Here is a 22663-nt window from a genome sequence, read left to right on the forward strand (position 1 = left end):
GCCGAGGCTTCGACTCGGTCGGCGAGAACCCACGGGGGCATGCGGCTAGAATTCCGAGCCTCGATCGACGTCCGTCCCAGTCCTTCATGTGAAAGGCCTCGTGCTCCCCACCACCGGCCCCAAGTCCCGTCTCATCGACCCGTCTCGCCGGGTCCTCCAACTGCATCGACGTACGTCGATGGCGACCGTCCTGATAACCCTCGGCCTCGGCGCGCTGGCGATGCTGTTCCCGGCTACTGCCGTGGCACAGCAGGCCGCCGACCGGTGGAACAGCGGCCAGTGGGCGGAGGTGAGCGTGGTGGAGCGGTGCGAGTTCGACAGCGGCACCGGCGAGATCACCTCCTGCCAGGGCCAGTGGCGCGTCGACGGCGAGGGGGTCACCGGAAGCATCCACGGCACCCTGCGCGACATCGGCCGCGACCCCGACCCCTCGAAGGCGACCTTCCGGATGTGGGTGGTCGACTCCGATGCCTACGGAGAGCACGCGATCAACCCGTGGCCGGCCCGCATCCTCGGGATGGGCCGCGACCCGGTGCTCTGGGGCGGGATCGCGCTCACCCTGCTCGGGCTGGTGGTGCTGCCGACGCGGCGGGCGTGGTTCCGTACGCCGGGCGAGGAGACGCTCAGCGAGGACCTCGATATCCGGCTGAGCACCCACCCCGCGCACGGACGGGCGTGGCTGGTGCCGGTCGGGCTGGCCCTCGGCCCGGCACTCATCGCGCTCGGCGCCTGGGTCGCCACTCGGCCACACTTGCCGATGGTGCTCGTGCTGGCCGGATGTCTGGTTGCGCTCAGCGGGCTGATCCTGGGATTCCGGCTGGCCTGGCTCGGGCTGCGGCGCCCGTTCGCGGTGGACCTCGGGCTCTACGAGGGCGGCCTGGTCCTGGAGTACGCCCGGCACACCGATGTCATCCTCTGGGAGGACGTGACCAGCATCGACACCGGAGTCGTCGACGAGCGCAAGGCCAACCCGCGCATCGACGTCACCCTGCACCTGGTCACCGGCGCCGCGCTGCGGCTGCCGCGCGTCGACCACCAGCACTCGTTCACCGCTCACCTGCACCGGATCGCGTCCGGATCGCTGCCGACGGGATGAGGACAGGGTGAGGTAGCGTCGGCGCCGATGAACCAGATGCGCGCAACCGTGGTCCACAAGGGCGAGCTCTCCGTGCGGTCGGTCCCGCGCCCCGAGCCCGGGCCGGGACAGCTGCTGATCAAGGTGCTGCGCACCGGGATCTGCGGCTCCGACCTGCACGTCCGCGAGCACGCCGACGAGCTCAACGAGGTGGTCACCGAGATCGGCTACACCACCGCGATGACGCCCGATCAGGAGATCGTGCTGGGCCACGAGATCCTGGGCTCGGTCGTGGCGTACGGCCCGGAGACCCGCGGTCGCTGGGAGCCGGGCACCTCGGTGACGGCGCTGCCGGTGCTGCGTACGGACGGGGCGGTCCACATGGTCGGCTTCGACGTCGACTCCCCCGGCGGTTTCGCGGAGTACTGCGTCGTCCAGGAGGCGTTCACCTTCCCGGTGCCCGACGGCGTCTCGCCCGACCAGGCCGTGTTCACCGAGCCGCTGGCGGTCGCCTTCCACGCCGTACGCCGCGGCGCGGTCTCCGCACGGCGCCCGGCCGTGGTCATCGGCTGCGGCCCGATCGGCCTGGCCGTCATCCTCATGCTCAAGGCGCAGGGGGTGAAGACGGTGGTCGCCTCCGACCTCTCCCCCGCGCGGCGCGCGCTCGCGGCGAAGTGCGGCGCGGACGTGGTCGTCGACCCGCGCGAGTCCTCGCCGTGGGACGCCTACAAGCAGCGTGGCCCGGTGACCTCGCTGACCGACTACCTGGGCTTCGGTATCGACGCGATGCAGGTCGTACGCCGCATCCCGCTGCTCCCCTGGGAGACGGTGCTGCTCAACGCCGACCGCCTCGGGCAGTCGCCGACGGGTCCAGTCGTCTTCGAGTGCGTCGGGGTGCCGGGGATGCTCGAGCAGATCATGACCGCGGCGCCGCTGCACACGCGCGTCGTGGTCGTGGGTGTGTGCATGGAGCCCGACACGATCCGGCCCGCGATCGCGATCCACAAGGAGATCGACCTGCGGTTCGTCTTCGGCTACGACCCTGCCGAGTTCGCGCGCACGCTGGAGCTGATCGCCGGCGGGAAGGTCGATCCTTCGCCGCTGCACACCGGCACCGTCGGGCTCGACGGCGTCGCCCAGGCCTTCTCGGATCTGGCCGACCCGGAGACGCACGCGAAGATCCTCGTCGACCCCTGGGCGTGACACGAGCCACAGCATCGAGGATTCTGGTGGACCGATCACCTACCGGTAGTATCTGACTCACCAGCGGCCCGTTCCGGTCTTGCCCCCGGCCGCTCTCGCCGAACCTTGGACTCGGTAACTCATTATGGCGAGACACCCTCGCTTGAAAAGTTGACTCCTTGTCTCAGCAGAGCTTCAGCGCGCTCGGCGTGCCCGCAGACCTCACCGCCGTCCTCGATCACCACGGCATCACCACCCCCACCCCGATCCAGGCCGCGACCCTGCCGGACTCCCTCGCCGGGCGCGACGTGCTCGGCCGTGGGCGGACCGGGTCGGGCAAGACGTACGCCTTCCTGCTTCCGCTCGTCGCCCGTCTCGCGGGTGGTCCCCGGGCGAAGTCAGGCAAGCCGCGGGCCCTCGTGCTCGCCCCGACCCGTGAGCTCGTCCGGCAGATCGAGGAGGCCCTGCGCCCGCTCGCTGCGGAGGCGGGCCTCAGCATGCAGACCGTCTTCGGTGGTGTCGGGCAGAACCCGCAGGTCATCGGCCTGCGCAAGGGTGCCGACGTCGTCCTCGCCTGCCCCGGCCGGCTCGAGGACCTGATCGCCCAGCGTCACGCCGATCTCTCCTCGATCGAGGTCACCGTGCTGGACGAGGCCGACCACATGGCCGACCTCGGCTTCCTGCCCGCCGTGCGCCGCCTGCTGGCGATGACGCCGAACGGCAGCCAGCGCCTCCTGTTCAGCGCCACGCTCGACAAGGGCGTCAACGTGCTGGTCAAGCAGTTCCTCCAGCAGCCGGTCATCCACGAGGCCGACTCCGCGCAGTCGCCGGTCGCCGAGATGGAGCACCACGTGCTCCACCTCTCCGCCCGCGAGCACCGCATCCCCGTGCTCGCCGACCTGGCCGCCGCTCCGGGCCGCACCGTCGTCTTCACCCGCACCAAGCACGGCGCCAAGGGCGTGGCCCGCCAGCTCGGCCGCGCCGGCATCCCGGCCGTCGAGCTCCACGGTGACCTCTCCCAGAACGCCCGCGTACGCAACCTGGAGGCCTTCCACTCCGGCCGGGCGACCACCCTGGTGGCCACCGACATCGCCGCCCGCGGGATCCACGTCGACGACGTCACCCTCGTCGTCCACGCCGACCCGCCCGCCGAGCACAAGGCTTACCTGCACCGCTCCGGTCGTACGGCCCGCGCCGGTGCCTCCGGCACCGTCGTCACCCTGATGCTGCCCGACCAGGTCAAGGACGTACGCACGCTCACCCGTGCCGCCGGGATCAAGGCGACCACCACCCGTCTCGACGGGCCCTCGCACCCCATCCTGATCGAGCTGGCGCCCGGCGAGCGGAGCCGTCCCGGCCCGTTCGTCCCCGTCGTCGCCCAGCCCCCGCGCCGCCCCGCCGGCGAGGGCACCGGCAACCGTAAGAGCCGCCCCGGCTCGCGCGCCCGCAAGCGCCAGCGCTCCGCCGGCAGCCGCTGACCCCACGACCACCGCCGGTCGAGCCACACGACCACCGCCGGTCGAGCCGGATTCGTGAGGAACGAACGAATCCGTGTCGAGACCAACACGGTCGACGTCGCGATCGATAGGACCGTGTTGGTCTCGACACGCTCGCTGGCGCTCGCGGCTCGACCAGCGGGGCGTACTCCGACTTCAGACTGAGGACGGCGCCCGACCCTGGAACTAGGGTTGGCCGGGTGACTGTGCACGACGACGGCTCCTCCGGCCGGCTGGCGACCTTCTTCGCGACCGACGACGACTGGGAGCGGGAAGGCTCGATCGCGCTCGGCGACTGGCTGGTCGGCGCGGCCGTGCTGGTCGCGAGCCTGGTGACCCTGGAGCTGATCCGGGGAGTCGGGTCGCTCGACTCCAGCGACGCACCGACCTGGGTCGAGTGGACGGCGGTGTTCATCGGCGCTGCGCTGCTCGTCTTCAGGCGGCGCTTCCCTCTCACCGTCGCGCTCCTGGCCGGGCTGCACATGTTCGTCACCGGGGTGTGGCTCCCGATCGTGATGGGGCTGCTGCCGATGCAGATCATCTACTTCGTCGCCTTCTTCGCCGGGGCCGCCTGGGCGCGGCGCCGGCGGGACATGGTGGTCGTGATGGGGCTGATCACCCTGTTCATGTTCGCCTGGCTCTCCTGGCAGTTCGCGGTCGGCAGCGGCATCGACGAGATCCGCGAGTCGACCGCCGACGCGGAGGGCTCCTCGCTCATCGGCCCGGTGACCGCCTACGTGCTGCTCACCACCCTGATGAACCTGCTCTACTTCGCCGGCGCGATCGTCGGCGGCCAGGTCGCCTGGCGCGGCGCACGACAGAAGGCCGAGCTGGCCGAGCAAGCCGCGACCATCGCGGCCCAGTCCGGGCAGCTCCAGCGCCGCGCGGTGATCGACGAGCGCCTTCGGATCGCCCGTGAGCTGCACGACGTCGTGGCCCACCATGTCGCGGTCGTCGGGGTCCAGGCTGCCGCCGGACGCAAGCTGCTCGAGCGCGGCCGTCCCGATGACATCGTGGGCGCCGCCGAGGCGCTCGGCAACGTCGAGGCCTCCGCGCGCGAGGGCGTCACCCAGATGCGCTCGCTGCTCGGCACCCTGCGCGACCCGGCCGGCGACGCGGAGACGGAAGCCGAAGGCGTACGCCGCCCGGAGCCGCGCCTCGAGGACCTGCCCGCGCTCCTGGACGAGGTGCGCGAGAGCGGGCTGCGGGTCGACTACGAGGCCGTCGGGCCGGTCGAGGACCTCTCGGTGCCGCTGGCGCACTCGGTCTACCGGATCGTCCAGGAGGCGCTGGCCAACGTACGCCGCCACTCCACCGCCGACCGCGCCCAGGTCGTGCTCCGCGTCGACCGGGCGGCGGCCGCGCCGTACGCCGAGGTCGAGATCACCGACAACGGCCGGCCCCGGCACGGCACCTCCGGCAGCGGCCTGGGCCTGCTCGGGGTACGCGAACGGGCAGCCGTCCGGAAGGCGGAGGTCGACATCGGGCCCAGGGCCGTGCAGGGGTTCCGGGTGCGGGTGCGGTTCCCGCTCGACTCCCCCGTCGCGTCGATGGGAGCGGCGCGATGATCCGGGTGCTGCTCGCCGACGACCAGCAGCTGGTGCGCTCGGGGTTCCGTCTCATCCTCTCGATGGAGGACGACATCTCGGTGGTCGGTGAGGCCTCCGACGGCGCCGACGCGATCGCCAAGGCGCGCGAGCTGCGGCCCGACGTGGTGCTGATGGACGTACAGATGCCCGGCACCGACGGCATCGAAGCGACGCGCACGGTGGTCGCCGAGGGGCACGCCAAGGTGATCATCCTGACCACCTTCGACCGCGACGACTACCTCTTCGACGCGCTCGCCGCGGGCGCGAGCGGCTTCCTGCTCAAGAACGCCGACCCCGACTCCCTGGCCGAGGCGGTGCGGGCCGCCGCCGAGGGGCACGCGCTGCTCGCCCCGGAGGTCACGATGCGCGTGATCGGCCGGGTGACCCGAGCCGAGGCGCCGGCGACACCGGCGCCGAAGCCGCCCAGAGAGCTCGACCTGCTCACCGCTCGGGAGCGCGAGGTGCTGCTGCTCATCGGCGAGGGACTGAGCAACAACGAGATCGCCCGCCGGCTGTTCCTCACCGAGGCGACCGTGAAGACCCACGTATCGGCCTGCCTGGCCAAGCTGCAGCTGCGCGACCGGGTGCAGACCGTGGTCTTCATCCACCGTCACGGCCTTCTCCCGGCCGGCCCGCCCAACGGGTGAGGGCGAGCTCATCCTCGCGACGGATCCGCCGGGGGCCGCACTGAAATAGCGTGAGTCCCGTTCGTTTCCAACGCAGAGGAGATTCGATGCTCGAGGTCAGCGGGTTGACCCGCCGCTTCGGCGAGATGGTCGCCGTCGACGACGTGTCCTTCCCGGTCCCGTCCGGTGGGCTCACCGGGTTCGTGGGCGGCAACGGTGCCGGGAAGACCACCACCATGCGGATGATCATGGGGGTGCTGGCCGCGCACGCCGGGACGGTGTCCTGGCAGGGGCACGAGGTCACCCGCGAGGACCGGCGCCGGTTCGGCTACATGCCCGAGGAGCGCGGTCTCTACCCGAAGCAGCCGATCCTGGACCAGCTGGTCTACCTGGCGCGGCTGCGCGGCATGTCCACCGCCGACGCGCGCCGGGAGATCACCGCGCTGCTGGAGCGGTTCGGGCTGGGTGGGCGCACCAAGGATCCGCTGGAGAAGCTGTCCCTGGGCAACCAGCAGCGCGTTCAGATCATCGCCGCTCTCGTCCCCGCGCCGATGGCGCTGATCCTCGACGAGCCGTTCTCCGGGCTCGATCCCGACGCCATCGACGCGATGGCGGATCTGCTGCGCGAGCATGCTCGCGACGGCGTACCCGTCGTCTTCTCCTCCCACCAGCTCGATCTCGTCGACCGGCTGTGCGACCGGCTGGTGGTGATGGCCCGCGGCCGGGTGGTCACCCAAGGGACGGGCGAGGAGCTGCGCGCCGAGGCCGCGCTCCGCTACCGGGTCGTCCTCGACGGCGACGCCGGCTGGGTACGCGACCTGCCGGGGCTCCACGTCCGCGACGTCTCCGGCCCCGAGGCCGAGGTCGAGGTCGTCTCCGCCGGCGCCGAGCAGAAGCTGCTCGTCGAGGCCACCAGCCGCGGGAACGTGCTCGACTTCCACCGCGTCGTACCGCGTCTGTCCGAGATCTACCGGGAGGTCACCGCATGACCACTGTGAAGACCAGGAACCAGCCGGTGTGGCAGATAGTCGCCCGCCGCGAGATCGCGGTCCGCGCCACCGACAAGTCGACGCTGATCGGCACCGCGGTCATGCTCGCGGTGATCGTGGGCGTGCTCGGCTTCACCGCATGGAGCGAGAGCCGGGAGAAGACCTACGACCTCGCCTACTCCACCACCGCCTCGCAGGCGATGGTCGAGGGCATCGCCGAGCGCGCCACCGACATCGACGAGAAGGTGCGCATCGAGCCGGTCGCCGTCGATGACGCGGGCGCCGCCCGGCACGCGCTCGAGGAGGAGCAGGCCGACGCCTACCTGCGCACGGACACGGATGGCTGGACGCTGGTCACCCTCGAGGACGCCGACTCCGAGCTGCGCGACGTGGTCAGCCAGTCGGTCGAGGCGATCGTCCTCGCTGGCAACGCCGACGCGGCCGGCACCACGGCGGCCGAGCTGACCAAGGGCTCGTCGGTCGGGGCCGAACAGCTCGAGGGCGACAGCGAGCTGTCCGCGATCCGCTACATCGTCGGCTACGCGCTCGCGATCGTCTTCTACTTCGCCTCGATCATGTTCGGAATGACGCTGGCCAACAGCGTCGTGGAGGAGAAGCAGTCGCGGATCGTGGAGATGATCGCCGCCGCCGTACCGCTGCGGCAGCTCCTCGCCGGCAAGATCATCGGCAACGCCGTCATCGCGGTCGGGCAGATGCTCGTCTATGTGGCCGTCGGACTGGTCGGGCTGAGTCTGACAGACTTCAGCTTCGCCCTACCGGCCCTGTCCGGAGCGATCGGCTGGTTCGTGGTGTTCTTCCTGATCGGCTTCGTGGTCCTCTCCACCCTGTGGGCGGTCGCGGGCGCCCTCGCCTCCCGCACCGAGGACCTGCAGTCCTCCTCCACGCCGATCACGATGCTGCTCATGGTGATGTTCTTCGGCGCTCTCTACCTCGACGGCGTCGGCGAGCAGATCGGTTCGTACGTCCCGCCGCTCTCCGCCGTGCTCATGCCGATGCGCCTGGTCGAGGGCACCGCGGCCTGGTGGGAGCCGATCATCGCCGTGGTCTTGCTCCTCGCCTTCGGCGTCGCCCTCGTACGCCTCGCCGAGCGCCTCTACAGCCGCGCCCTGCTCCAGACCGGTGGCCAACTCTCCCTCAAGGCCGCCTGGCGGCTCGAGGAGTAGCCGAGGCGTCACCCCCGGCGGCCGAGATGCCACCTCGGTGCCATCTCGGCCGACGTAAGTGACTTCTCGCCCGACGTAAGTGACTTCTCGGCATGATGGGGGCAGTCGACGACGACCTGAGGAGAGCACGGACATGGCCCGAGAGATCACCACCGTTGTGGAGGACCTGCACTACCTGGAATGCCCGCGGTGGCACCAGGACCGGATCTGGTTCGTGGACTTCTACTCCCACAAGGTCTACTCGGCCCGGGAGGACGGGTCGGACCTGAAGGTCGAGGCGGAGGTGCCGGGGCAGCCGTCGGGGCTGGGCTGGCTCCCCGACGGGCACCTCCTGGTCGTCTCGATGCGCGATCGCCGGATCCTGCGCCGTGAGTCGGACGGCTCTCTGGTGACGCACGCCGACCTCAGCGGCCATGTCAGCCACCACCTCAACGACATGGTGGTGGACGAGCAGGGCAGGGCGTACGTCGGGAACTTCGGCTTCGACATCATGGCGGGCGCCGACGTGGCGCCGACGGTGCTGCTGCGGGTCGACCCCGACGGGACGGTGACCGAGGTCGCCGACGACATGTGGTTCCCCAACGGCAGCGTGATCACCGACGACGGCACGCTCATCGTCGACGAGACCTGCGGCAACCGGATCAGCGCCTTCGACATCGCGGAGGACGGGTCGCTGAGCAACCGGCGTACGTGGGCGAAGTTCGGTGAGCTCAGCACGCACACCGCCTTCGCGGAGGCGATGGGCGACGCCGTGCTGGCGCCCGACGGCTGCTGCCTGGACGCCGAGGGTGCCGTGTGGGCCGCCGACGCGGTCTTCGGCCGGCTGGTCAGGGTCACCGAGGGTGGCGAGATCCTCGAGCAGATCGAGCCGGGCGGTGGCGTCTTCGCGTGCATGCTGGGCGGCAGTGACGGGAAGACGCTGTACGTCTGCGCCGCGCCCGACTTCTTCGAGGAGGCACGCAAGGCCAACACCGAGGCACGGCTGCTGGCCATCCGGGTCGACGTGCCCCGGGCGGGTCGCCCCTAGCTCTGGACGTCCGGCGGCGGACCGTCGAGGCGCCCGGCGCGGCTTCGGATCGGCACGGCGACGTGGAGCGCGTTGCTCTCGAGCGTGAAGTCGGTCGGGGTCTCGGTGAGGATCTCGCCGTCGAGGTTGACCGGCATCGCCTCGTCGGTGGTGATCCGCACCGCCGAGGTGGTCACGTGGTGCACCTGATCGTGCTCGATGAAGTGGCCGCTCCTGAGCAGCCGCGCGATGGAGACGTGGTCCCGCATCCGGCCCCGGACGATGGCGTAGACGTCGAGGAGGTCGTCGTCCACCGAGGCCGTGGGTGAGACGGTGTTGCCGCCGCCGTAGTGGCGGCCGTTGCCGACCGCGACCTGGAGCAGGTCGTCGAGCTCCATCGTGTCGTGGTCGCCCTCGGGGAACTCCAGCCGGGCGGTGAACGGCCTGTGGTGGCGGTAGGCCTGCAGCGTCGCGACGGGGTAGGCGCCGGGCCCGATCAGCTTCTTCAGGCGAGGATTCAGGGCCTCGGTCACCGCGACGGAGAGACCGAAGGAGGCGACGTTGAGGTAGGCGTGGCCGTTGGCCCGGCCGATGTCGACGTTGATGACCTTCCCCTCGAGCATCTGCCGGACCGCGGTCTCCGGGTCCTGGTCCAGCTCGAGCGTGCGGGCGAAGTCGTTGGCGGTGCCGAGCGGCAGCACTCCGAGCACGACGTCGCTGCCGGCGATCCGGGCCGCGGCGGCACCCACCGACCCGTCGCCGCCGCCGATGACGAGCAGGTCGGGTTGGTCGGCAGCGACCTTGTCGAGCGTGGCCTCCAGCTCCTCCCCCGAGTGGACTGCGTAGGCGTGCACGTCCTCGATCCCTGCCGACCGCAGCATCTCCTCCGACGACGCCAGCGCGTCCTGTCCCCGGCGCGAGCCGGCGTTGACAACGAGGGCGACCTTCACGGAGTCGCGCGACAACAGCGATTGCATATCCACGCTCAGGAGCGTACGCACTTCACCTGAGTGCGCGCTGGCGCGTTCCTGTGCGTGGTCTGTTGCGCCGGCTATCGGCCGACGGCTCCGGAGGTGACGACCTCGGCGAAGACCCCGAACGCCGGCTCGCCGGCCCGGTTGAGCGGGCGGTGCGAGGCGAGCGTCTTCAGCAGTCGTACGTCCCGCTCCCCCGTCTCCGGATGACTGTCGATCACGGCACAGCGCGGGATGGGTACGCCGATCCGGAGTGTCGCTCCGCCGACCCGGATCTCCCGGCCGAGCCAGGTGTCCTCGGCATACGGCTCGTCGGTCTCGACCACCAGGTTCGGCCGGAACCGCGCCGCGTCCAAGGCGTCCTGACCGACCTGCTGGGCGAGGTCGCGCAGCGACGCCGTGGTCACCACCGACACCGCACCCGCGAACACGACATCACCGCGACGAGCACGGGCCAGCCGCACCGGCCGGTCGAGAAACTTCGAGAACAGCGCCGTGTGCGGGCCGCCGAGCAGCTCCAGCTCGACCTCCCGGCCCCAGTAGTCGCAGCGGAGCCGCTCGCCGGTCGCGACCGGCACCGCCGCGGCGGACTCGCCGTCAGGCAGCTCGACCTCGAGCCGGTCGCCGGCAAGCTCGGCGCGCACCGCGACCAGCGAGGGGTGCTGCACGGTCCGCAGCACCCGCCCGTGGCCCGGGTCGCTCTCGTCGACCGACACCAGCGCGAAGCCACGGTCGCCCACAACCCCCTGGGCGTCGAGCACCACCTGGTCGTGGGCCAGGTGCGTGGTCCCCTTGATCGGCGCGAACCCCGCGCGTACGACCCTCAGCTCATCGATCACGGGCCAAGTCAACCAGCGTTGCGAAACGCCTTGGCACCCTCGGCCGCCAGCTCCGAGTAACCGGTGGTGCCGGCGCCGAGCAGCTCCTCCGCGGCGTGCTTGACCGCACCGAGGGCAGCGAAGGCGAACGCTCCGCCGACCGAGATGCGCGCCGCGCCCGCCTCGGCGAGCTCCGGGACCGACGGGCCGCCCGGGAGCAGCAGGACGTTGACCGGGCGGTCGACGGCGTCGACCAGGCGGCGTACGTCCTCGACGGCGATGACGCCGGGCGCGAAGAGCACGTCGGCGCCGGCCTCCTGATAGGCCTGGAGGCGGGCGATCGTGTCGTCCAGGTCATCGCGGCCGCGGATGTGGTTCTCGGCCCGGGCGGTGAGGACGAAATCGTCACCGGCGGCGCCGGCCGCCGCGGCGACGCGCTCCGCGGCCTCCTCGACGGAGTAGATCGTGTCCTTCTCGATCCCGGTGTAGTCCTCGATGGACCCGCCCGCCAGACCTGCGCCCACGGCGAGCCGGAACGTCTCCTCCACTTCGGTCGTCGTGGCCGCGAAGCCCGCCTCCAGATCGGCCGAGACGGGCACCTCGACCGCCTCGACCAGCGCGGTGGCGTGGGCGATCACCTCGTCGCGGGTGACCTGGCCGTCGAGGCGGCCCAGAGTCGCGGCGTACCCGCTGCTGGTCGTGGCCAGCGCCGGGAAGCCCAGCGACGCCAGGAGCTTGGCCGAGCCCGCGTCCCAAGCGTTGGGCATGAGCAGCGGGCGGCCGGGCAGGTGCAGCGACAGGAAGTTCTCGGCGAGCGACATGGCGGTCACCCTGCCACGGGACGGCGCAGCCGAGAACCGATTTCCGGCTTAGGATCGATGAGCATGGGGCACGATCACGACCACATCTCACCCGCGGCGGACCGGCGCTACCTGATCGCCGCGATGTCGCTCCTGGGTGTGTTCCTGATCGGCGAGGTGACGGTGGCGATCCTCGCCGACTCGCTGGCGCTGCTGGCCGACGCCGGCCACATGCTGACCGACGTCGGGGCGATCGCGGCGGCGCTGTGGGCGATGCGGCTGGCGGCGCGCCCGGCGCACGGCCAGTGGACCTACGGCTGGAAGCGCGCCGAGATCCTCTCCGCCGCGCTCAACGGCATCACGCTGCTCGTCTTCGCCGCGGTCGTGTGCGTGGAGGCGATCCGGCGCCTGATCGACCCGCCCGACGCCGAGGGCTGGCCGATGTTCGTGGTCGCGCTCGTCGGCTGCGGCGTCAACATCCTCGCGGCCGCCCTGATGGCGCGCGCCAACCGCACCTCGCTCAACGTCGAGGGCGCCTACCAGCACGTCCTCTCCGACCTCTACGGCTTCATCGGCACCCTCGTCGCCGCGGTCGTCATCCTGCTCACCGGCTGGACCCGAGCGGACCCGGTGGCCTCGCTCGTGGTCGTCGCCCTGATGACGTACGCCGGTGTCTGTCTGCTCCGCGACAGCGGCCGGATCCTGCTCGAGGGTGCGCCGGCCGAGGTCGACGTCGAGGACCTGCGCCGGCACCTGCTCGGGGTCGACCATGTGGTCGAGGTGCACGACCTGCACGCCTGGACGGTCACCTCGGGCCTGCCCGCGGTCTCCGCCCACCTGACCCTGATGCCCGAGTGTTTCCTCGACGGCAGCGCACCGAAGGTCCTCGACCGGGTCCAGGCCTGTCTGGCCGGTCACTTCGACGTCGAGCACTCGACCTTCCAGCTCGAGCCCGAGACGCACCTGGCCCACGAGCCGGGGATGCACTGAGGCCGGCTGAGGTCAGGCGCGCGCGAGCGCGGTGAGCGCGGCTTCGCGCGCCTGCTCGATCGCGTCCTCGGCGATCCCGCACAGTCGCAGGCAGGCCGAAGCGATCGTGGCGACGGTCGTACTGCCGACCCGGTCCTCGCGGCGAAGGCTGACCACGCTCTCGACCATCTGCACGAGGAGCTCGCCGAGCCCGGGCTCGGCGCTGCTCGCTGAGACCCGCTCCCCCGCGGCGCGCTGCGCGACCCGGCTGTAGCCGGCGACGAGGTCACCGCGGAGATGGCCGTAGCGGTCGTAGACGGGTGAGGCGATGACGTCGGGCAGGCGATAGAGCATGCCGATGTTGTAGGGCATGGCGACGAGCGCGCTCATGTCGCTGACGGCGAGGGCGTAGAGGCCGACGTCGGGCGTGACCGACCCCATCCCGGCCTCGATCTTCCCGGCCTGCTCGACCCGGTCCTGGACCGAGCGCTCGAGCAGCACCGCGAGGATCTCCTCCTTGCTGCCGAAGTGGTAGTAGATGGAGGCCTGCCTCAGCCCGGCACCATCCGCGATCTCGCGGGTGGTGGTGCCGGCATAGCCGCGGCTCACGAAGAGTTCGGCGGCGGCAGCGAGGATCTGATCTCGGGGGTTCGCCGCGATCTTTCCGGGGAGCAGCCGTGGACGGCCGCGACCCGGGCGCGGCGAGATCTGTGACACCGTGGCATCGCCTTTTTCTGTCGTGCGATAGATAACATTGGAGAGGGTAAGTTTCGCACTCATATCGAAAGAGTCAAGCGCCAGAGGACGTGTCCGCCCTCAAACCCGTCAGTGCGTGAGCTTGAGCCCCACGACACAGCCGACGAGCGCGACGATCAGCAGGACGCGAACAGGGCTGATCGCCTCGTCCCCGGCCATCATCGAGTAGCCGACGGTGAGCGCGGCGCCGATGCCGACCCACACCGCATAGGCGGTGCCGATCGGCAGGGTGCGCATGGCCATCGCGAGGCCGACCAGGCTGCCGATCAGGGCGACACCGAAGACGATCGAGGGGACCAGCCGCGAGAACCCCTCGGTGCGGCCTAGGGCGAGTGCCCACACGGCCTCAAGGACGCCGGATACCACAAGAAAAAGCCAGGACATGACCACTCCAGACGGCCGTCTTGTCGCGCTTCCGGGTACGGCTCCCTCGTCCGGCAGCCGGTCTCGGCTGACGTCTTCGACCTTAGCAAACCTGTCACGCGATAGAAACTTCTCGGCAACGAGGAACGCTGCGTTCTTCAGCACGGGATTCAGCGCCGATCGATGAGAGGATGCGCAGGTGACCTTCACCGTCGGCTTCGTCACCGGAGCCACCCCTGACAAGTGGGCCCGGACCTGGCGAGAGCGCAGCCGCGAGCGGCTCGAGCTGGTCCCGGTCACCGAGGAGGACCAGGAACGGCTGCTTCGCGAGGGCGAGCTCGACATGTGCCTCGTACGCCTCCCCGTCGACCGCGACGGCCTCCACTGCATCCCGCTCTACGAGGAGCAGCCGGTCGCGGTGATGGGCCACGAGCATCTGCTCTCCCTGCTGGAGGAGGTCACCCTCGACGACCTCGCCGAGGAGCAGCTGGTCATCCCCGAGCGCGGGGGCTGGAAGCCGTCCGCGGAGCAGCTGAAGTGGCCCGCGATGAGCGAGAAGGACGCGGTCGAGACGGTCGCGGCCGGCACCGGGATCGCGATCCTGCCGATGTCGATCGCCCGCCTCTACCACCGCAAGGACGCCGTCTCCCGGCCGGTGAACGGCATCGAGCCCACGACCGTCGGCCTGGCCTGGCTGATCGACAACGACGACGAGCGGGTGCAGACCTTCATCGGCATCGTCCGCGGCCGCTCGCGGAACTCCTCTCGCCACTGAGACCCCCGGCAAATGCCAGGTGAACGCCTGGCGACATCTGCCTCGGCTGGGTCCCATTCCAGCCAGCGCCGTCGCAGCTCGTCCCTAGACTCTGCCCGATCCAGACAGAAGGCAGGCGTTTTCAGGTGAACCGCACGGGGTGGACGACCGTCGTCGCAGGAAGTCTGGGGCTGGTTCTGCTCGCCTGGTTCCTGGTCGCCAACGCGCTCCCGGGCGGTTCCGGGCCCGACAGGCTGTCCGACCCGGTGACCCTGAAGGTCGCGGCAGGTTCGGAGCTCGACGACGTCCTGTGCGCCGGCGGCACCAGCAAGGCCGAGGAGTCGACCGGCACCCCGGTGCGCTGTGAGCCGAGCGCGCTCGTGAAGCGGCTCCGGGAGGAGACCAACGTCGCGCTCGAGCCCGAGTTCATCGGCACCCTCGAGGCCGCCGACGCGATCGTCGCTGACCCAGACCGCTACGACGCCGCCTGGTTCGCCTCCGACGACTACCTGCGGCTGGCGCTGGCGGCCAAGGGCACCGACGACCTGACCTCCTCCGACCCGATCATGCGCTCACCGGTGGTGCTCGGTGTGCACCACGACGTCGCCACCCGGCTCGGCTGGACCGGCGACGCCCAGGTCTCCTGGGAGGAGATCGCCCGCCGCGCCGCCGACGGCGAGCTCGGCTTCCTGATGACCAGCCCCGCCTCCTCCAACTCCGGCCTGTCCACGCTCGCCGGCGTGGCCACCGCCTTCGACGCCGAGCCGCCGCTGCAGAGCGAGGACGTCGGCCTGGTCCAAGAGGACGTACGCCAGCTGTTCAGCGGGCAGCTCGGCCGCGCTGCCAGTTCGGGGTGGCTCTCGGACATGTTCCGCGAGAACCCGACGGCCTACGACGCGATCTTCAACTACGAGTCCGAGCTGCTGGCGCTCTCGGAGCAGGTCGAGGATCTCGACATCGTCTACCCCAGCGACGGCACCACCGAGGCCACCTACCCGCTCACACTCGTCGTCGCCGAGAAGCAGAAGGCGTACGAGACGGCGGTCGCGTGGCTGCGTACGGCCGAGGTCCAGGAGGAGCTGAGCGAGAAGAGCGGGCGACGGCCGGGGCTCACGAGCGTGACGCCCTCCCCCGGCGTACCCGACAACGACGTCAAGACGCTCCCGTTGCCTGACGATCTCGGCACCATCGACGAGCTGATCTTCACCTACTTCGACGAGTTCGCACCCAAGACGCGGACGACCTATCTGCTCGACACCTCCGCCTCGATGGACGAGATCAAGATGAACCAGCTGCGGCGGGCCTTCGAGGGGCTGGCCGGCGACGACACCTCGATCAGCGGCCAGTTCAAGCGCTTCCGCAAGGGCGAGCGGCTCTCGGTCTACACCTACGCCGACGAGACGGACTCCCTCGGGTCCCTCGTCGTCGAGGACCAGCCGGAGCGGGACGAGGCGCTCAACGGCCTCATCGACCGCGTCGGCGAGCTGACCGGCCACGGCGGCACCGCCTACTACGACGCGATCGACACCGCGTACGCCGCCATCAAGGCCTCGCCCGAGGAGGGCGCCACCACCTCGATCGTGCTGATGACCGACGGCGAGCAGAACGGCGGGCAGTCCTATGCCCAGCTCAGCAAGAAGTACGAGTCGGACTACCGCGACCTCGGCGTGCCGCTCTACGTGGTGCTCGTCGGCGATGCCGCCACCTCGGCCGACGCGAGCATCGAGCAGCTGGTCGGCTTCGCCGAGCACACCGGCGGCCGCGACGTCGTCGCCAAGGACGCCGCCGACCTCCGCAAGATCTTCCAGGAGATCCGTGACTACCAGTAAGCCCGGACCAACGCTCGCCACCATCATCAACTCCGGATTCACCACCGCCGGAGCGGTCCTCGCCGTGCCGCTGGCCGGCGCGGCCGTCGCGACGAGCGCATGGGGCTGGGCGGTCGGCGCGGTCGGCGCGCTCGCGATCGGAGCCGGCACCGCTGCCGTCCGGGCGAACCCCCGCAAGCGGCCTGGGCACCGGCCGCCGCCACCCCGCGGGATCGAGGGGCGGCCGATCCACACCTACTACTTCCTCTCCGAGACACGCATCGCGATGCTGCACGCCCAGCTCTTTCGTGGCGAGGTCGGAACCGTCCTCCGCGAGGTCGTCAGGAGCTCCTCCGGCAGCGCGGAGGCCGGGATCGACGTGCCACCGGTCAAGGCGGTGACCAAGTACGTCCGCGATGTCGCCAGGAAGTACGCCCAGGAGGCTCGGCCCACCAGGGAGACCCTGGTCGGCGACGTGCTGGCCGAGCTGCAGCAACGGGGGCTGCTGCACGAGCCCGACGGCGAGCTCGACCGGGTGGCCGGGCTGGTCGCGCAGACCGCGTCCGATGACCAGTTCCTCCAGTTCACCGTCGCCGGGCCGGACGTACGACAGGCAATCCTCGCCGTCCCGACGCCTGCTACCGACGGCCGGGACAACACCGGGACGCTGGAGCAGAAGAGCCACGGGCTCACCATCACCATGCACGTCGGCAGTCGCGGGAAGCAGGAGGACTTCGACGAGCTCGAGCATCGCGACAACGTGGTCGTGGTCGGCGTGCTCCGCAACCTCAGCACCGCCGACCGGACCGCGACCGTCCGGGTCATCGCGGTCTACTGAGCGACCCGGGTCCGCGCGGGCCGCGTGCACGCGGCAGACTTTGCACCATGCTCGAACCGACCGACCTCACCGCGCGCGCGATCGAGGCGCTGCGTACCACCTTCGGCGCCGAGGCCACGGTGGTCGGAAGGGCGCCGGGACGGGTCAACCTGATCGGCGAGCACACCGACTACAACGCCGGTCTGGTGCTGCCGGTCGCACTCCCCCACGCCACCTACGCCGCGGCCGCGCCGCGCACCGACGGCGTCATCCGGATCGCCTCGGGCCAGGAGCCGGAGCCGTTCACCGGCCACATCGACGAGCTCGGCCCGGAGATCGAGGGCTGGGCCGCGTACGTCGCGGGGGTGCTCTGGACGCTGCGCGAGGCCGGCCTGCTGACCGGTGGCCTGGACATGCACCTGGAGTCGTCGGTCCCGCTCGGCGCGGGCCTGTCCTCGTCTGCATCGGTCGAGTGCGCCACCGCGGTGGCGGCACTGGGGATCGCCGGCCGGACTCTCGACGAGGAGCTGCAGCGCGCGGTCGTCGCGGCCGGGATCCGGGCCGAGACCGAGGTCGCCAAGGCGCCGACCGGCGGGATGGACCAGTCGGTCGCGGTCTTCGCCGAGGCCGGCGGTGCTCTCCTGATCGACTTCGACTCCGGTACGCACCGCAACGTCCCGCTCGCCCTCGGCGAGCGCACGATCCTGGTCACCGACACCCGGGTCAAGCACCAGCTGACCGACGGCGGCTACGCCTCCCGGCGCGCCCAGTGCGAGAAGGCCGCCGCCGACCTCGGGCTGCGCTCGCTGCGCGAGGCCACCCTGGACCAGGTCGAATCCCTCGACGACGAGGTCGTACGCCGCCGCGCCCGCCACATCGTCACCGAGATCGCCCGCGTCGACCCGACCGTGACCGCGCTCGGTGGCGGCGACTGGGCCGCGATCGGTGAGCTCTTCGCCGCCTCGCACGCCTCGATGCGCGACGACTTCGAGATCTCCGTCCCCGAGCTCGACCTGGCCGTCGCGACCGCGGTCGACGCCGGAGCCGACGGGGCCCGGATGACCGGTGGCGGCTTCGGCGGCTCGATCGTCTCGATCCTCCCTCTTGACGCCGTGGAGGCGGTCAGCGCGGCCATCGACAAGGCTTTCGCCGAAGCCGGCTACGGCGCCCCGGGGCACCTGATCGCCAGCCCTTCGGCGGGCGCGATGTTCACCGAGTTACCTCGGTGAACATCGCACCGACTCAGACCAAGCCCGCCTCGGCCAGCATCCGAGTCGCGGTGCCGGTCGCAGCCTGACGGGCCGCTCGAAGCAGATCGACATCGGTCTCGGTGCGCCCGGGGATCGGGTCGTCCGCATCGGGCGCGAACGTCAGCGTGTGTACGCCCGCGTGGTTCCCGGCCCTCATCTCGGCGACCGAGGCCCGGTAGCGGTCCGGCCGGCTGTGGTAGAGATCGCCGAGCTCGGGGTTGACCCGGCGCAGGTAGCGCTCGATGACCCGGTCCGCCGGGCCGTAGGCCGGGGCCGTTCCGAACGGCCGAGTCGCCAGCACGATCGCGTGCGTCGCCCCGAGCGCCGCCGCTGCGGCCACCGGCACCGGTTCGACCAGCCCGCCGTCGAGCCAGCGGCGGCCGCGCACGGTCACTGGGAGTCCTCCGGCCAGGGGCAGCTGGCTCGAGGCGATCACCGAGTCGGCGAGGTCGGTGGCGTCGGTGAAGTCGGTGAGCGGGACTGCCTTCGCGGTCACCACGTCGGTGGCCACCGCCGCCAGCCGGGGCGCCCCGTCCCGCAGCGCGAGCGACCACTCGAACAGCTCCGCCGAGCGGGAGGTGATCCCGCGGGTGTCGACCATCGACTTGCGCCGCAGCATCCGTCCGGCGCCGATGTACTCGGGCGAGGCGAAGACCGAGGCGTACGACTCGCTGAAGGCGCCGATGGTCCCGGCCGCCACCGCGGTCGCGTTGGCCGCGCCGGCAGATGTGCCGACCACGAGATCGACCGCATCCACCAGGCCCTGGTCGGCGAGCACCGCGGCCATCGTCGCCGACAGCATGCCCCGCATCCCGCCACCCTCGATCACGAGAGCCAGGGTCGCCCCGTCATCCTTGTTCCCACTGTCCCCGCCGCGACGAGACCGGAGCAGCTCGACCACTCCCGATTGCAATGCGTCCACATCTGGATTGTGACGCTACTGGCGAGTAGGGCATGGCATCGGGTCGCTCCGACACGCCCGGACAGGGGCGCAGATCACACGTTGGCGGCGAGCCAGGCACCCAGATCGCGGGCCGAGCGGTCGACGACGTTGGCCCAGTCGAGGGCGGTCTCGTCGGCGTTGTCGGAGACGTGCTTGACGACGCGAGCCGGGACGCCCGCCTCCCGGGATGCCCAGGCGACGGCGAAGGCCTCCATGTCGACCAGGTGAGCCCGCTGGGCGAGCTCGGCACGTACGACCGTGTCGGTGACGAAGAGGTCGCCGGTGGCACAGACGATGTCCGACTCGCCGACCTCCAGCGCGTCCTCGACCGGGTGACCCAGCGCCCGGATCGCGGCGGATGAGAAGTCATGGTTGAGCACGGTGCCGACCTCGTAGGTGCCGGTGTGGCCGTCGCGCAGCGCGCCGCAGGAGCCGATGTTGACGACCTGCTGGATGGTCTTGTCGGACGCCAGCACACGCGAGACGGCCGAGGCGGCCGCCACCTTCCCCATCCCGGTGATCACCACCTTGAGTCCGGAAGGAACATGGGCCGCCTCGGCCTTGGTCGCTGACACCACGAGTACGCTCATGGCCGCAGACCTTAGTGCGTTACTTCAGCTCCGCCGACGAGAGCCCGAGGACCCGTCGCGCCACGATCAGCTGCTGGATCTGCTGAGTGCCCTCGAAGATGTCGAGGATCTTCGAGTCGCGGGCCCACTTCTCCAGCAGCTCACCCTCGGAGTAGCCGATGGTGCCGGCCAGCTCGACGCAGGAGAGCGTCACGTCCGAGCCCATCCGGCCGGCCTTGGCCTTCGCCATCGAGGCTTCCTTTGAGTTGGGCTGGCGGTTGTCGGCCATCCAGGCGGCCTGGAGCATGAGGAGATAGGCACCCTCGTAGTCCGACTCGAGCTGGATGAACTTCGCCGCGGCCGCCGACTGCAGGTGAGCCGGCCGGTCGTAGTCGATCACGACTCCGGCCTTCTCGAGCAGGTCGCGGGTGTAGTCGAGCGCCGCGCGGGCGCAGCCAACTGCCATCGAGGCGACCAGAGGACGGGTGTTGTCGAAGGTGGCCATCGCACCGGCGAAGCCCTCCTTGACGTTGATCTCGGGGTTGCCGAGGAGGTTCTCGGCAGGCACCCGGCAGTCGGTGAAGGTGATCGTGGCCGTGTCGGAGGCCTTGATCCCGAGCTTGTGCTCGAGACGCTCGACCTTCATCCCCGGCGTGCCCTTCTCGACCACGAACGACTTGATCGCGGCCTTGCCGAGCTCCTTGTCGAGCGTCGCCCACACCACGACCGCGTCGGAGCGGTCACCGGAGGTGACGAAGATCTTCTCGCCGTTGAGCACGTAGTGGTCGCCGTCGAGCGTGGCGGTGGTCTTGATGTTGGCCGAGTCGGAGCCGGTGCCGGGCTCGGTGATCGCCATCGAGGCCCAGATGCCGTCGAAGCGCTCGTGCTGCTCGTCGTTGGCGACCGACGCGATGGCCGAGTTGCCCAGGCCCTGGCGCGGCATCGCGAGCGTGAGCCCGACGTCGCCCCAGCACATCTCCGAGACGGAGAGGACCGAGGACATGTTGGCGCCGTTCTTGACCTTGCCGTCGTCGGGCTTGGAGTCGCGGCGTACGCCGGTGGCGCCCGCGCCCTCACCCTGACCGGACTCGGCCAGGCCGTCGGCCATGGCGGCGAGCATGTCGAGCTCGGTGGGGTACTCGTGTTCGGCCTTGTCATACTTGCGCGAGATCGGTCGCAGCATGTTCATCGCGACCTGGTGCACCTGCTCGCGCAGCGGCTTGAGCTTCTTGGGGTCTTCCAGATTGATGGCCATCAGACCAGCACCGTGCCTTCCATGATCCCGATCGCACGCAGGTCGCGGTACCACCGCTCCACCGGGTGCTCCTTGACGAAGCCGTGACCACCGAGCAGCTGGACGCCGTCGAGGCCGATCTGCATGCCCTTGTCGGCACACAGCTTTCGAGCGAGCGCGATCTCGCGGGTCGCGTCGATGCCCTGGGCCACCCGGCTGGCGGCCTTATAAGTCACCAGCCGCATCGCCTGGAGCTCGATCGCGATGTTGGCGACCATGAACGCGACCGACTGGCGGTGGGCGATCGGCTCGCCGAAGGCCTCGCGCTCCTTGACGTAGGGCGTCACGTAGTCGAGGACGGCCTGGCCGACGCCGATGGACAGCGCGCACCAAGCAAGGCGGGACAGGCGTACGGCCTCGGTGTAGGTCGAGCCGTCGGTCTCGCCGAGGACCGCCGTTGCGGGGACCTTCACGTCGGTCAGGGTCAGCTTGGTCAGCGAGGCGGCGCGTACGCCCATCGCGGGCTCGGACTCGATGGTGATCCCGGGGGTCGAGGACTCGACCAGGAAGAGGGTCGGCTTGCCGTCGAGGCTGGCGCCGACGACGAACAGCTCGGCCTCGGCGCCACGAGCGACCAGCGACTTGGTGCCGTTGAGAGTGAACCCGTCGGCGGTCTTCGTGGCGGTGGTGGCCGGCGACAGTACGTCGAAGAGGACCTTGTCCTCGTTGAGCGCGAACGCCGCGGCCGGAACCGATCCCTCCGTGAAGGCCGGCAGGTAGGTCTGCTGCTGCTCGTCGGTGCCCCACAGGCCGAGCGCGGTCGCGACCGAGCCGGGCGCGAGCGCGGCGACGGCCAGACCGAGGTCGCCCTTGGCGAGCGCTTCGGCGACCAGGGTGCCGGCGACCGCGGATCGGGTCTCGGAGATGCCGCCGAGCTCCTCGGGGACACCCAGGATCGGCAGCCCGATCTCCAGGCTCGACTTGAGCAGCCCGTCGGGCGCGGCGCAGGCCTCGTCGGCCTCGGCCGCTGCGGGACGTACGACCTCCGCGGCGAACTCGATGACCACGTCGACGAGCATCTGCTCGTCCTCGGTCGGGGTCAGGTCGAAGACGCCCTTGGGGATGGCGTTGGGCACGCGTACGCCCGGGGCGCCCTGCTTGCCCTTCTTCTTGAACGCACGGCTGGTCGCAGCCATCGTCTTGAACCCGCTGCGGGTCACCGTGAAGACGACCTGCTCGGTCTGCTTGCGGACACCGAGCCGGTCGAGCGCAGGGCTCTGCGAGAGCTTGCGCAGACCGGCCACGGCGAACCCGATCGGGTCACGCGACTCGCCGGACGGGACACCGTTCGCGATCCCGCCACGTAGGCCTTGGAGGATACTCATGGGTAGAACTGTAACTGGGAGTTACAACGCGGTCTACACTTCGGGGTGGTGATGGCGGTAACAAACCACGCACGAC

22 protein-coding genes and 1 riboswitch are annotated in these 22663 nt (G+C 70.5%); of the genes, 13 read left to right on the forward strand and 9 right to left on the reverse strand.

Going from position 1 to position 22663, the window contains the following annotated elements; genetic code table 11:
* Positions 1 to 100: 100 nt before the first annotated feature.
* The 8 genes from AB0F44_RS07560 (at position 101) to AB0F44_RS07595 (ending at position 9168) form a co-directional block, all read left to right on the forward strand.
* Positions 101 to 1096, forward strand: a complete 996-nt coding sequence (locus AB0F44_RS07560; protein ID WP_357354122.1) for a hypothetical protein — start codon at positions 101 to 103, stop codon at positions 1094 to 1096.
* Between the two features lie 27 nt (positions 1097 to 1123).
* A complete protein-coding gene (locus AB0F44_RS07565; protein ID WP_357354124.1) occupies positions 1124 to 2278 on the forward strand; it encodes a zinc-binding dehydrogenase in 1155 nt (384 codons plus the stop codon).
* A gap of 158 nt (positions 2279 to 2436) precedes the next feature.
* The gene (locus AB0F44_RS07570; protein ID WP_357354126.1) at positions 2437 to 3735 is read left to right on the forward strand and encodes a DEAD/DEAH box helicase; all 1299 of its coding nucleotides are present in this window, start codon (positions 2437 to 2439) and stop codon (positions 3733 to 3735) included.
* A 218-nt stretch (positions 3736 to 3953) separates the two neighbouring features.
* On the forward strand, positions 3954 to 5321 hold the full coding sequence (locus tag AB0F44_RS07575; protein ID WP_357354128.1) for a histidine kinase: 1368 nt from the start codon (positions 3954 to 3956) through the stop codon (positions 5319 to 5321).
* Positions 5318 to 5989: a response regulator transcription factor gene (locus tag AB0F44_RS07580; protein ID WP_357354130.1), complete on the forward strand. Its 672-nt coding sequence runs from the start codon at positions 5318 to 5320 to the stop codon at positions 5987 to 5989. Before AB0F44_RS07575 ends, AB0F44_RS07580 begins: the two co-directional genes overlap by 4 nt.
* 86 nt (positions 5990 to 6075) lie before the next feature.
* Positions 6076 to 6957, forward strand: a complete 882-nt coding sequence (locus AB0F44_RS07585; protein ID WP_357354132.1) for an ATP-binding cassette domain-containing protein — start codon at positions 6076 to 6078, stop codon at positions 6955 to 6957.
* Positions 6954 to 8141 carry an ABC transporter permease gene (locus AB0F44_RS07590; RefSeq protein ID WP_357354134.1) on the forward strand — a complete coding sequence of 396 codons (1188 nt, stop codon included), beginning with the start codon at positions 6954 to 6956 and terminating at the stop codon, positions 8139 to 8141. Before AB0F44_RS07585 ends, AB0F44_RS07590 begins: the two co-directional genes overlap by 4 nt.
* A 133-nt stretch (positions 8142 to 8274) precedes the next feature.
* Positions 8275 to 9168: an SMP-30/gluconolactonase/LRE family protein gene (locus tag AB0F44_RS07595; protein ID WP_357354136.1), complete on the forward strand. Its 894-nt coding sequence runs from the start codon at positions 8275 to 8277 to the stop codon at positions 9166 to 9168.
* On the opposite strand, the gene AB0F44_RS07600 is transcribed toward AB0F44_RS07595, so the two are convergent.
* From AB0F44_RS07600 to AB0F44_RS07610, 3 genes are all read right to left on the reverse strand, one after another.
* Entirely contained in the window at positions 9165 to 10124 is a 960-nt protein-coding gene (locus AB0F44_RS07600) for a lipid kinase (RefSeq protein WP_350659265.1), read from the reverse strand. The two genes, AB0F44_RS07595 and AB0F44_RS07600, sit on opposite strands and share 4 nt — an antisense overlap.
* 74 nt (positions 10125 to 10198) lie before the next feature.
* Positions 10199 to 10960 (reverse strand): MOSC N-terminal beta barrel domain-containing protein, encoded by a 762-nt coding sequence (locus tag AB0F44_RS07605; protein ID WP_357354138.1) that lies wholly within the window; start codon positions 10958 to 10960, stop codon positions 10199 to 10201.
* Positions 10961 to 10968: 8 nt separating this feature from the next.
* On the reverse strand, positions 10969 to 11760 hold the full coding sequence (locus AB0F44_RS07610; protein WP_357354140.1) for an isocitrate lyase/phosphoenolpyruvate mutase family protein: 792 nt from the start codon (positions 11758 to 11760) through the stop codon (positions 10969 to 10971).
* A 144-nt stretch (positions 11761 to 11904) separates the two neighbouring features.
* On the opposite strand from AB0F44_RS07610, the gene AB0F44_RS07615 reads away from it, so the two are divergent.
* Entirely contained in the window at positions 11905 to 12729 is an 825-nt protein-coding gene (locus AB0F44_RS07615; protein ID WP_357354182.1) for a cation diffusion facilitator family transporter, read from the forward strand.
* Between the two features lie 12 nt (positions 12730 to 12741).
* Here AB0F44_RS07615 and AB0F44_RS07620 read toward each other — a convergent pair whose 3' ends face one another.
* Positions 12742 to 13425: a helix-turn-helix domain-containing protein gene (locus AB0F44_RS07620; protein ID WP_357354142.1), complete on the reverse strand. Its 684-nt coding sequence runs from the start codon at positions 13423 to 13425 to the stop codon at positions 12742 to 12744.
* Positions 13426 to 13533: 108 nt separating this feature from the next.
* The gene (locus tag AB0F44_RS07625) at positions 13534 to 13848 is read right to left on the reverse strand and encodes a multidrug efflux SMR transporter (protein WP_350658900.1); all 315 of its coding nucleotides are present in this window, start codon (positions 13846 to 13848) and stop codon (positions 13534 to 13536) included.
* 10 nt (positions 13849 to 13858) lie between these two features.
* Positions 13859 to 13922: riboswitch (guanidine-III (ykkC-III) riboswitch) on the reverse strand.
* A 104-nt stretch (positions 13923 to 14026) separates the two neighbouring features.
* Here AB0F44_RS07625 and AB0F44_RS07630 point away from each other — a divergent pair.
* The 4 genes from AB0F44_RS07630 (at position 14027) to galK (ending at position 18435) form a co-directional block, all read left to right on the forward strand.
* Positions 14027 to 14602 (forward strand): LysR family substrate-binding domain-containing protein, encoded by a 576-nt coding sequence (locus tag AB0F44_RS07630; RefSeq protein WP_357354145.1) that lies wholly within the window; start codon positions 14027 to 14029, stop codon positions 14600 to 14602.
* A 125-nt stretch (positions 14603 to 14727) separates the two neighbouring features.
* The gene (locus tag AB0F44_RS07635) at positions 14728 to 16410 is read left to right on the forward strand and encodes a VWA domain-containing protein (protein ID WP_357354146.1); all 1683 of its coding nucleotides are present in this window, start codon (positions 14728 to 14730) and stop codon (positions 16408 to 16410) included.
* The gene (locus tag AB0F44_RS07640; protein WP_357354148.1) at positions 16397 to 17227 is read left to right on the forward strand and encodes a hypothetical protein; all 831 of its coding nucleotides are present in this window, start codon (positions 16397 to 16399) and stop codon (positions 17225 to 17227) included. The genes AB0F44_RS07635 and AB0F44_RS07640 overlap by 14 nt, the downstream gene beginning before the upstream one ends.
* Before the next feature lie 47 nt (positions 17228 to 17274).
* Positions 17275 to 18435: a galactokinase gene (gene galK / locus AB0F44_RS07645; RefSeq protein WP_357354150.1), complete on the forward strand. Its 1161-nt coding sequence runs from the start codon at positions 17275 to 17277 to the stop codon at positions 18433 to 18435.
* A 13-nt stretch (positions 18436 to 18448) separates the two neighbouring features.
* Here the strand turns inward: galK and AB0F44_RS07650 are convergent, their stop codons facing one another.
* The 4 genes from AB0F44_RS07650 to AB0F44_RS07665 all read right to left on the reverse strand — a co-directional run bounded on the left by AB0F44_RS07650 (position 18449) and on the right by AB0F44_RS07665 (position 22587).
* Positions 18449 to 19378, reverse strand: a complete 930-nt coding sequence (locus AB0F44_RS07650; protein WP_357354152.1) for a patatin-like phospholipase family protein — start codon at positions 19376 to 19378, stop codon at positions 18449 to 18451.
* 74 nt (positions 19379 to 19452) lie between these two features.
* The gene (locus AB0F44_RS07655; protein WP_357354154.1) at positions 19453 to 19989 is read right to left on the reverse strand and encodes a nucleosidase; all 537 of its coding nucleotides are present in this window, start codon (positions 19987 to 19989) and stop codon (positions 19453 to 19455) included.
* 19 nt (positions 19990 to 20008) lie between these two features.
* Positions 20009 to 21223: an acyl-CoA dehydrogenase family protein gene (locus AB0F44_RS07660; protein ID WP_357354156.1), complete on the reverse strand. Its 1215-nt coding sequence runs from the start codon at positions 21221 to 21223 to the stop codon at positions 20009 to 20011.
* Complete coding sequence (locus AB0F44_RS07665; RefSeq protein WP_357354158.1) at positions 21223 to 22587, reverse strand: acyl-CoA dehydrogenase family protein; 1365 nt, start codon at positions 22585 to 22587, stop codon at positions 21223 to 21225. The genes AB0F44_RS07660 and AB0F44_RS07665 overlap by 1 nt, the downstream gene beginning before the upstream one ends.
* Between the last annotated feature and the right edge of the window lie 76 nt (positions 22588 to 22663).

The sequence above is a fragment of the Nocardioides sp. NPDC023903 genome (assembly GCF_040639295.1).
Taxonomy (GTDB): Bacteria; Actinomycetota; Actinomycetes; order Propionibacteriales; family Nocardioidaceae; genus Nocardioides.

Bases quoted from the DNA above. Each gene is read 5' to 3' on its own strand.
- AB0F44_RS07565 (WP_357354124.1), top strand. From the start codon at position 1,124: ATGAACCAGATGCGCGCAACCGTGGTCCACAAGGGCGAGCTCTCCGTG.
- AB0F44_RS07580 (WP_357354130.1), top strand. From the start codon at position 5,318: ATGATCCGGGTGCTGCTCGCCGACGACCAGCAGCTGGTGCGCTCGGGG.
- AB0F44_RS07585 (WP_357354132.1), top strand. From the start codon at position 6,076: ATGCTCGAGGTCAGCGGGTTGACCCGCCGCTTCGGCGAGATGGTCGCC.
- AB0F44_RS07590 (WP_357354134.1), top strand. From the start codon at position 6,954: ATGACCACTGTGAAGACCAGGAACCAGCCGGTGTGGCAGATAGTCGCC.
- AB0F44_RS07595 (WP_357354136.1), top strand. From the start codon at position 8,275: ATGGCCCGAGAGATCACCACCGTTGTGGAGGACCTGCACTACCTGGAA.
- AB0F44_RS07600 (WP_350659265.1), bottom strand. From the start codon at position 10,124: ATGCAATCGCTGTTGTCGCGCGACTCCGTGAAGGTCGCCCTCGTTGTC.
- AB0F44_RS07610 (WP_357354140.1), bottom strand. From the start codon at position 11,760: ATGTCGCTCGCCGAGAACTTCCTGTCGCTGCACCTGCCCGGCCGCCCG.
- AB0F44_RS07625 (WP_350658900.1), bottom strand. From the start codon at position 13,848: ATGTCCTGGCTTTTTCTTGTGGTATCCGGCGTCCTTGAGGCCGTGTGG.
- galK (WP_357354150.1), top strand. From the start codon at position 17,275: ATGCTCGAACCGACCGACCTCACCGCGCGCGCGATCGAGGCGCTGCGT.
- AB0F44_RS07655 (WP_357354154.1), bottom strand. From the start codon at position 19,989: ATGAGCGTACTCGTGGTGTCAGCGACCAAGGCCGAGGCGGCCCATGTT.
- AB0F44_RS07660 (WP_357354156.1), bottom strand. From the start codon at position 21,223: ATGGCCATCAATCTGGAAGACCCCAAGAAGCTCAAGCCGCTGCGCGAG.
- AB0F44_RS07665 (WP_357354158.1), bottom strand. From the start codon at position 22,587: ATGAGTATCCTCCAAGGCCTACGTGGCGGGATCGCGAACGGTGTCCCG.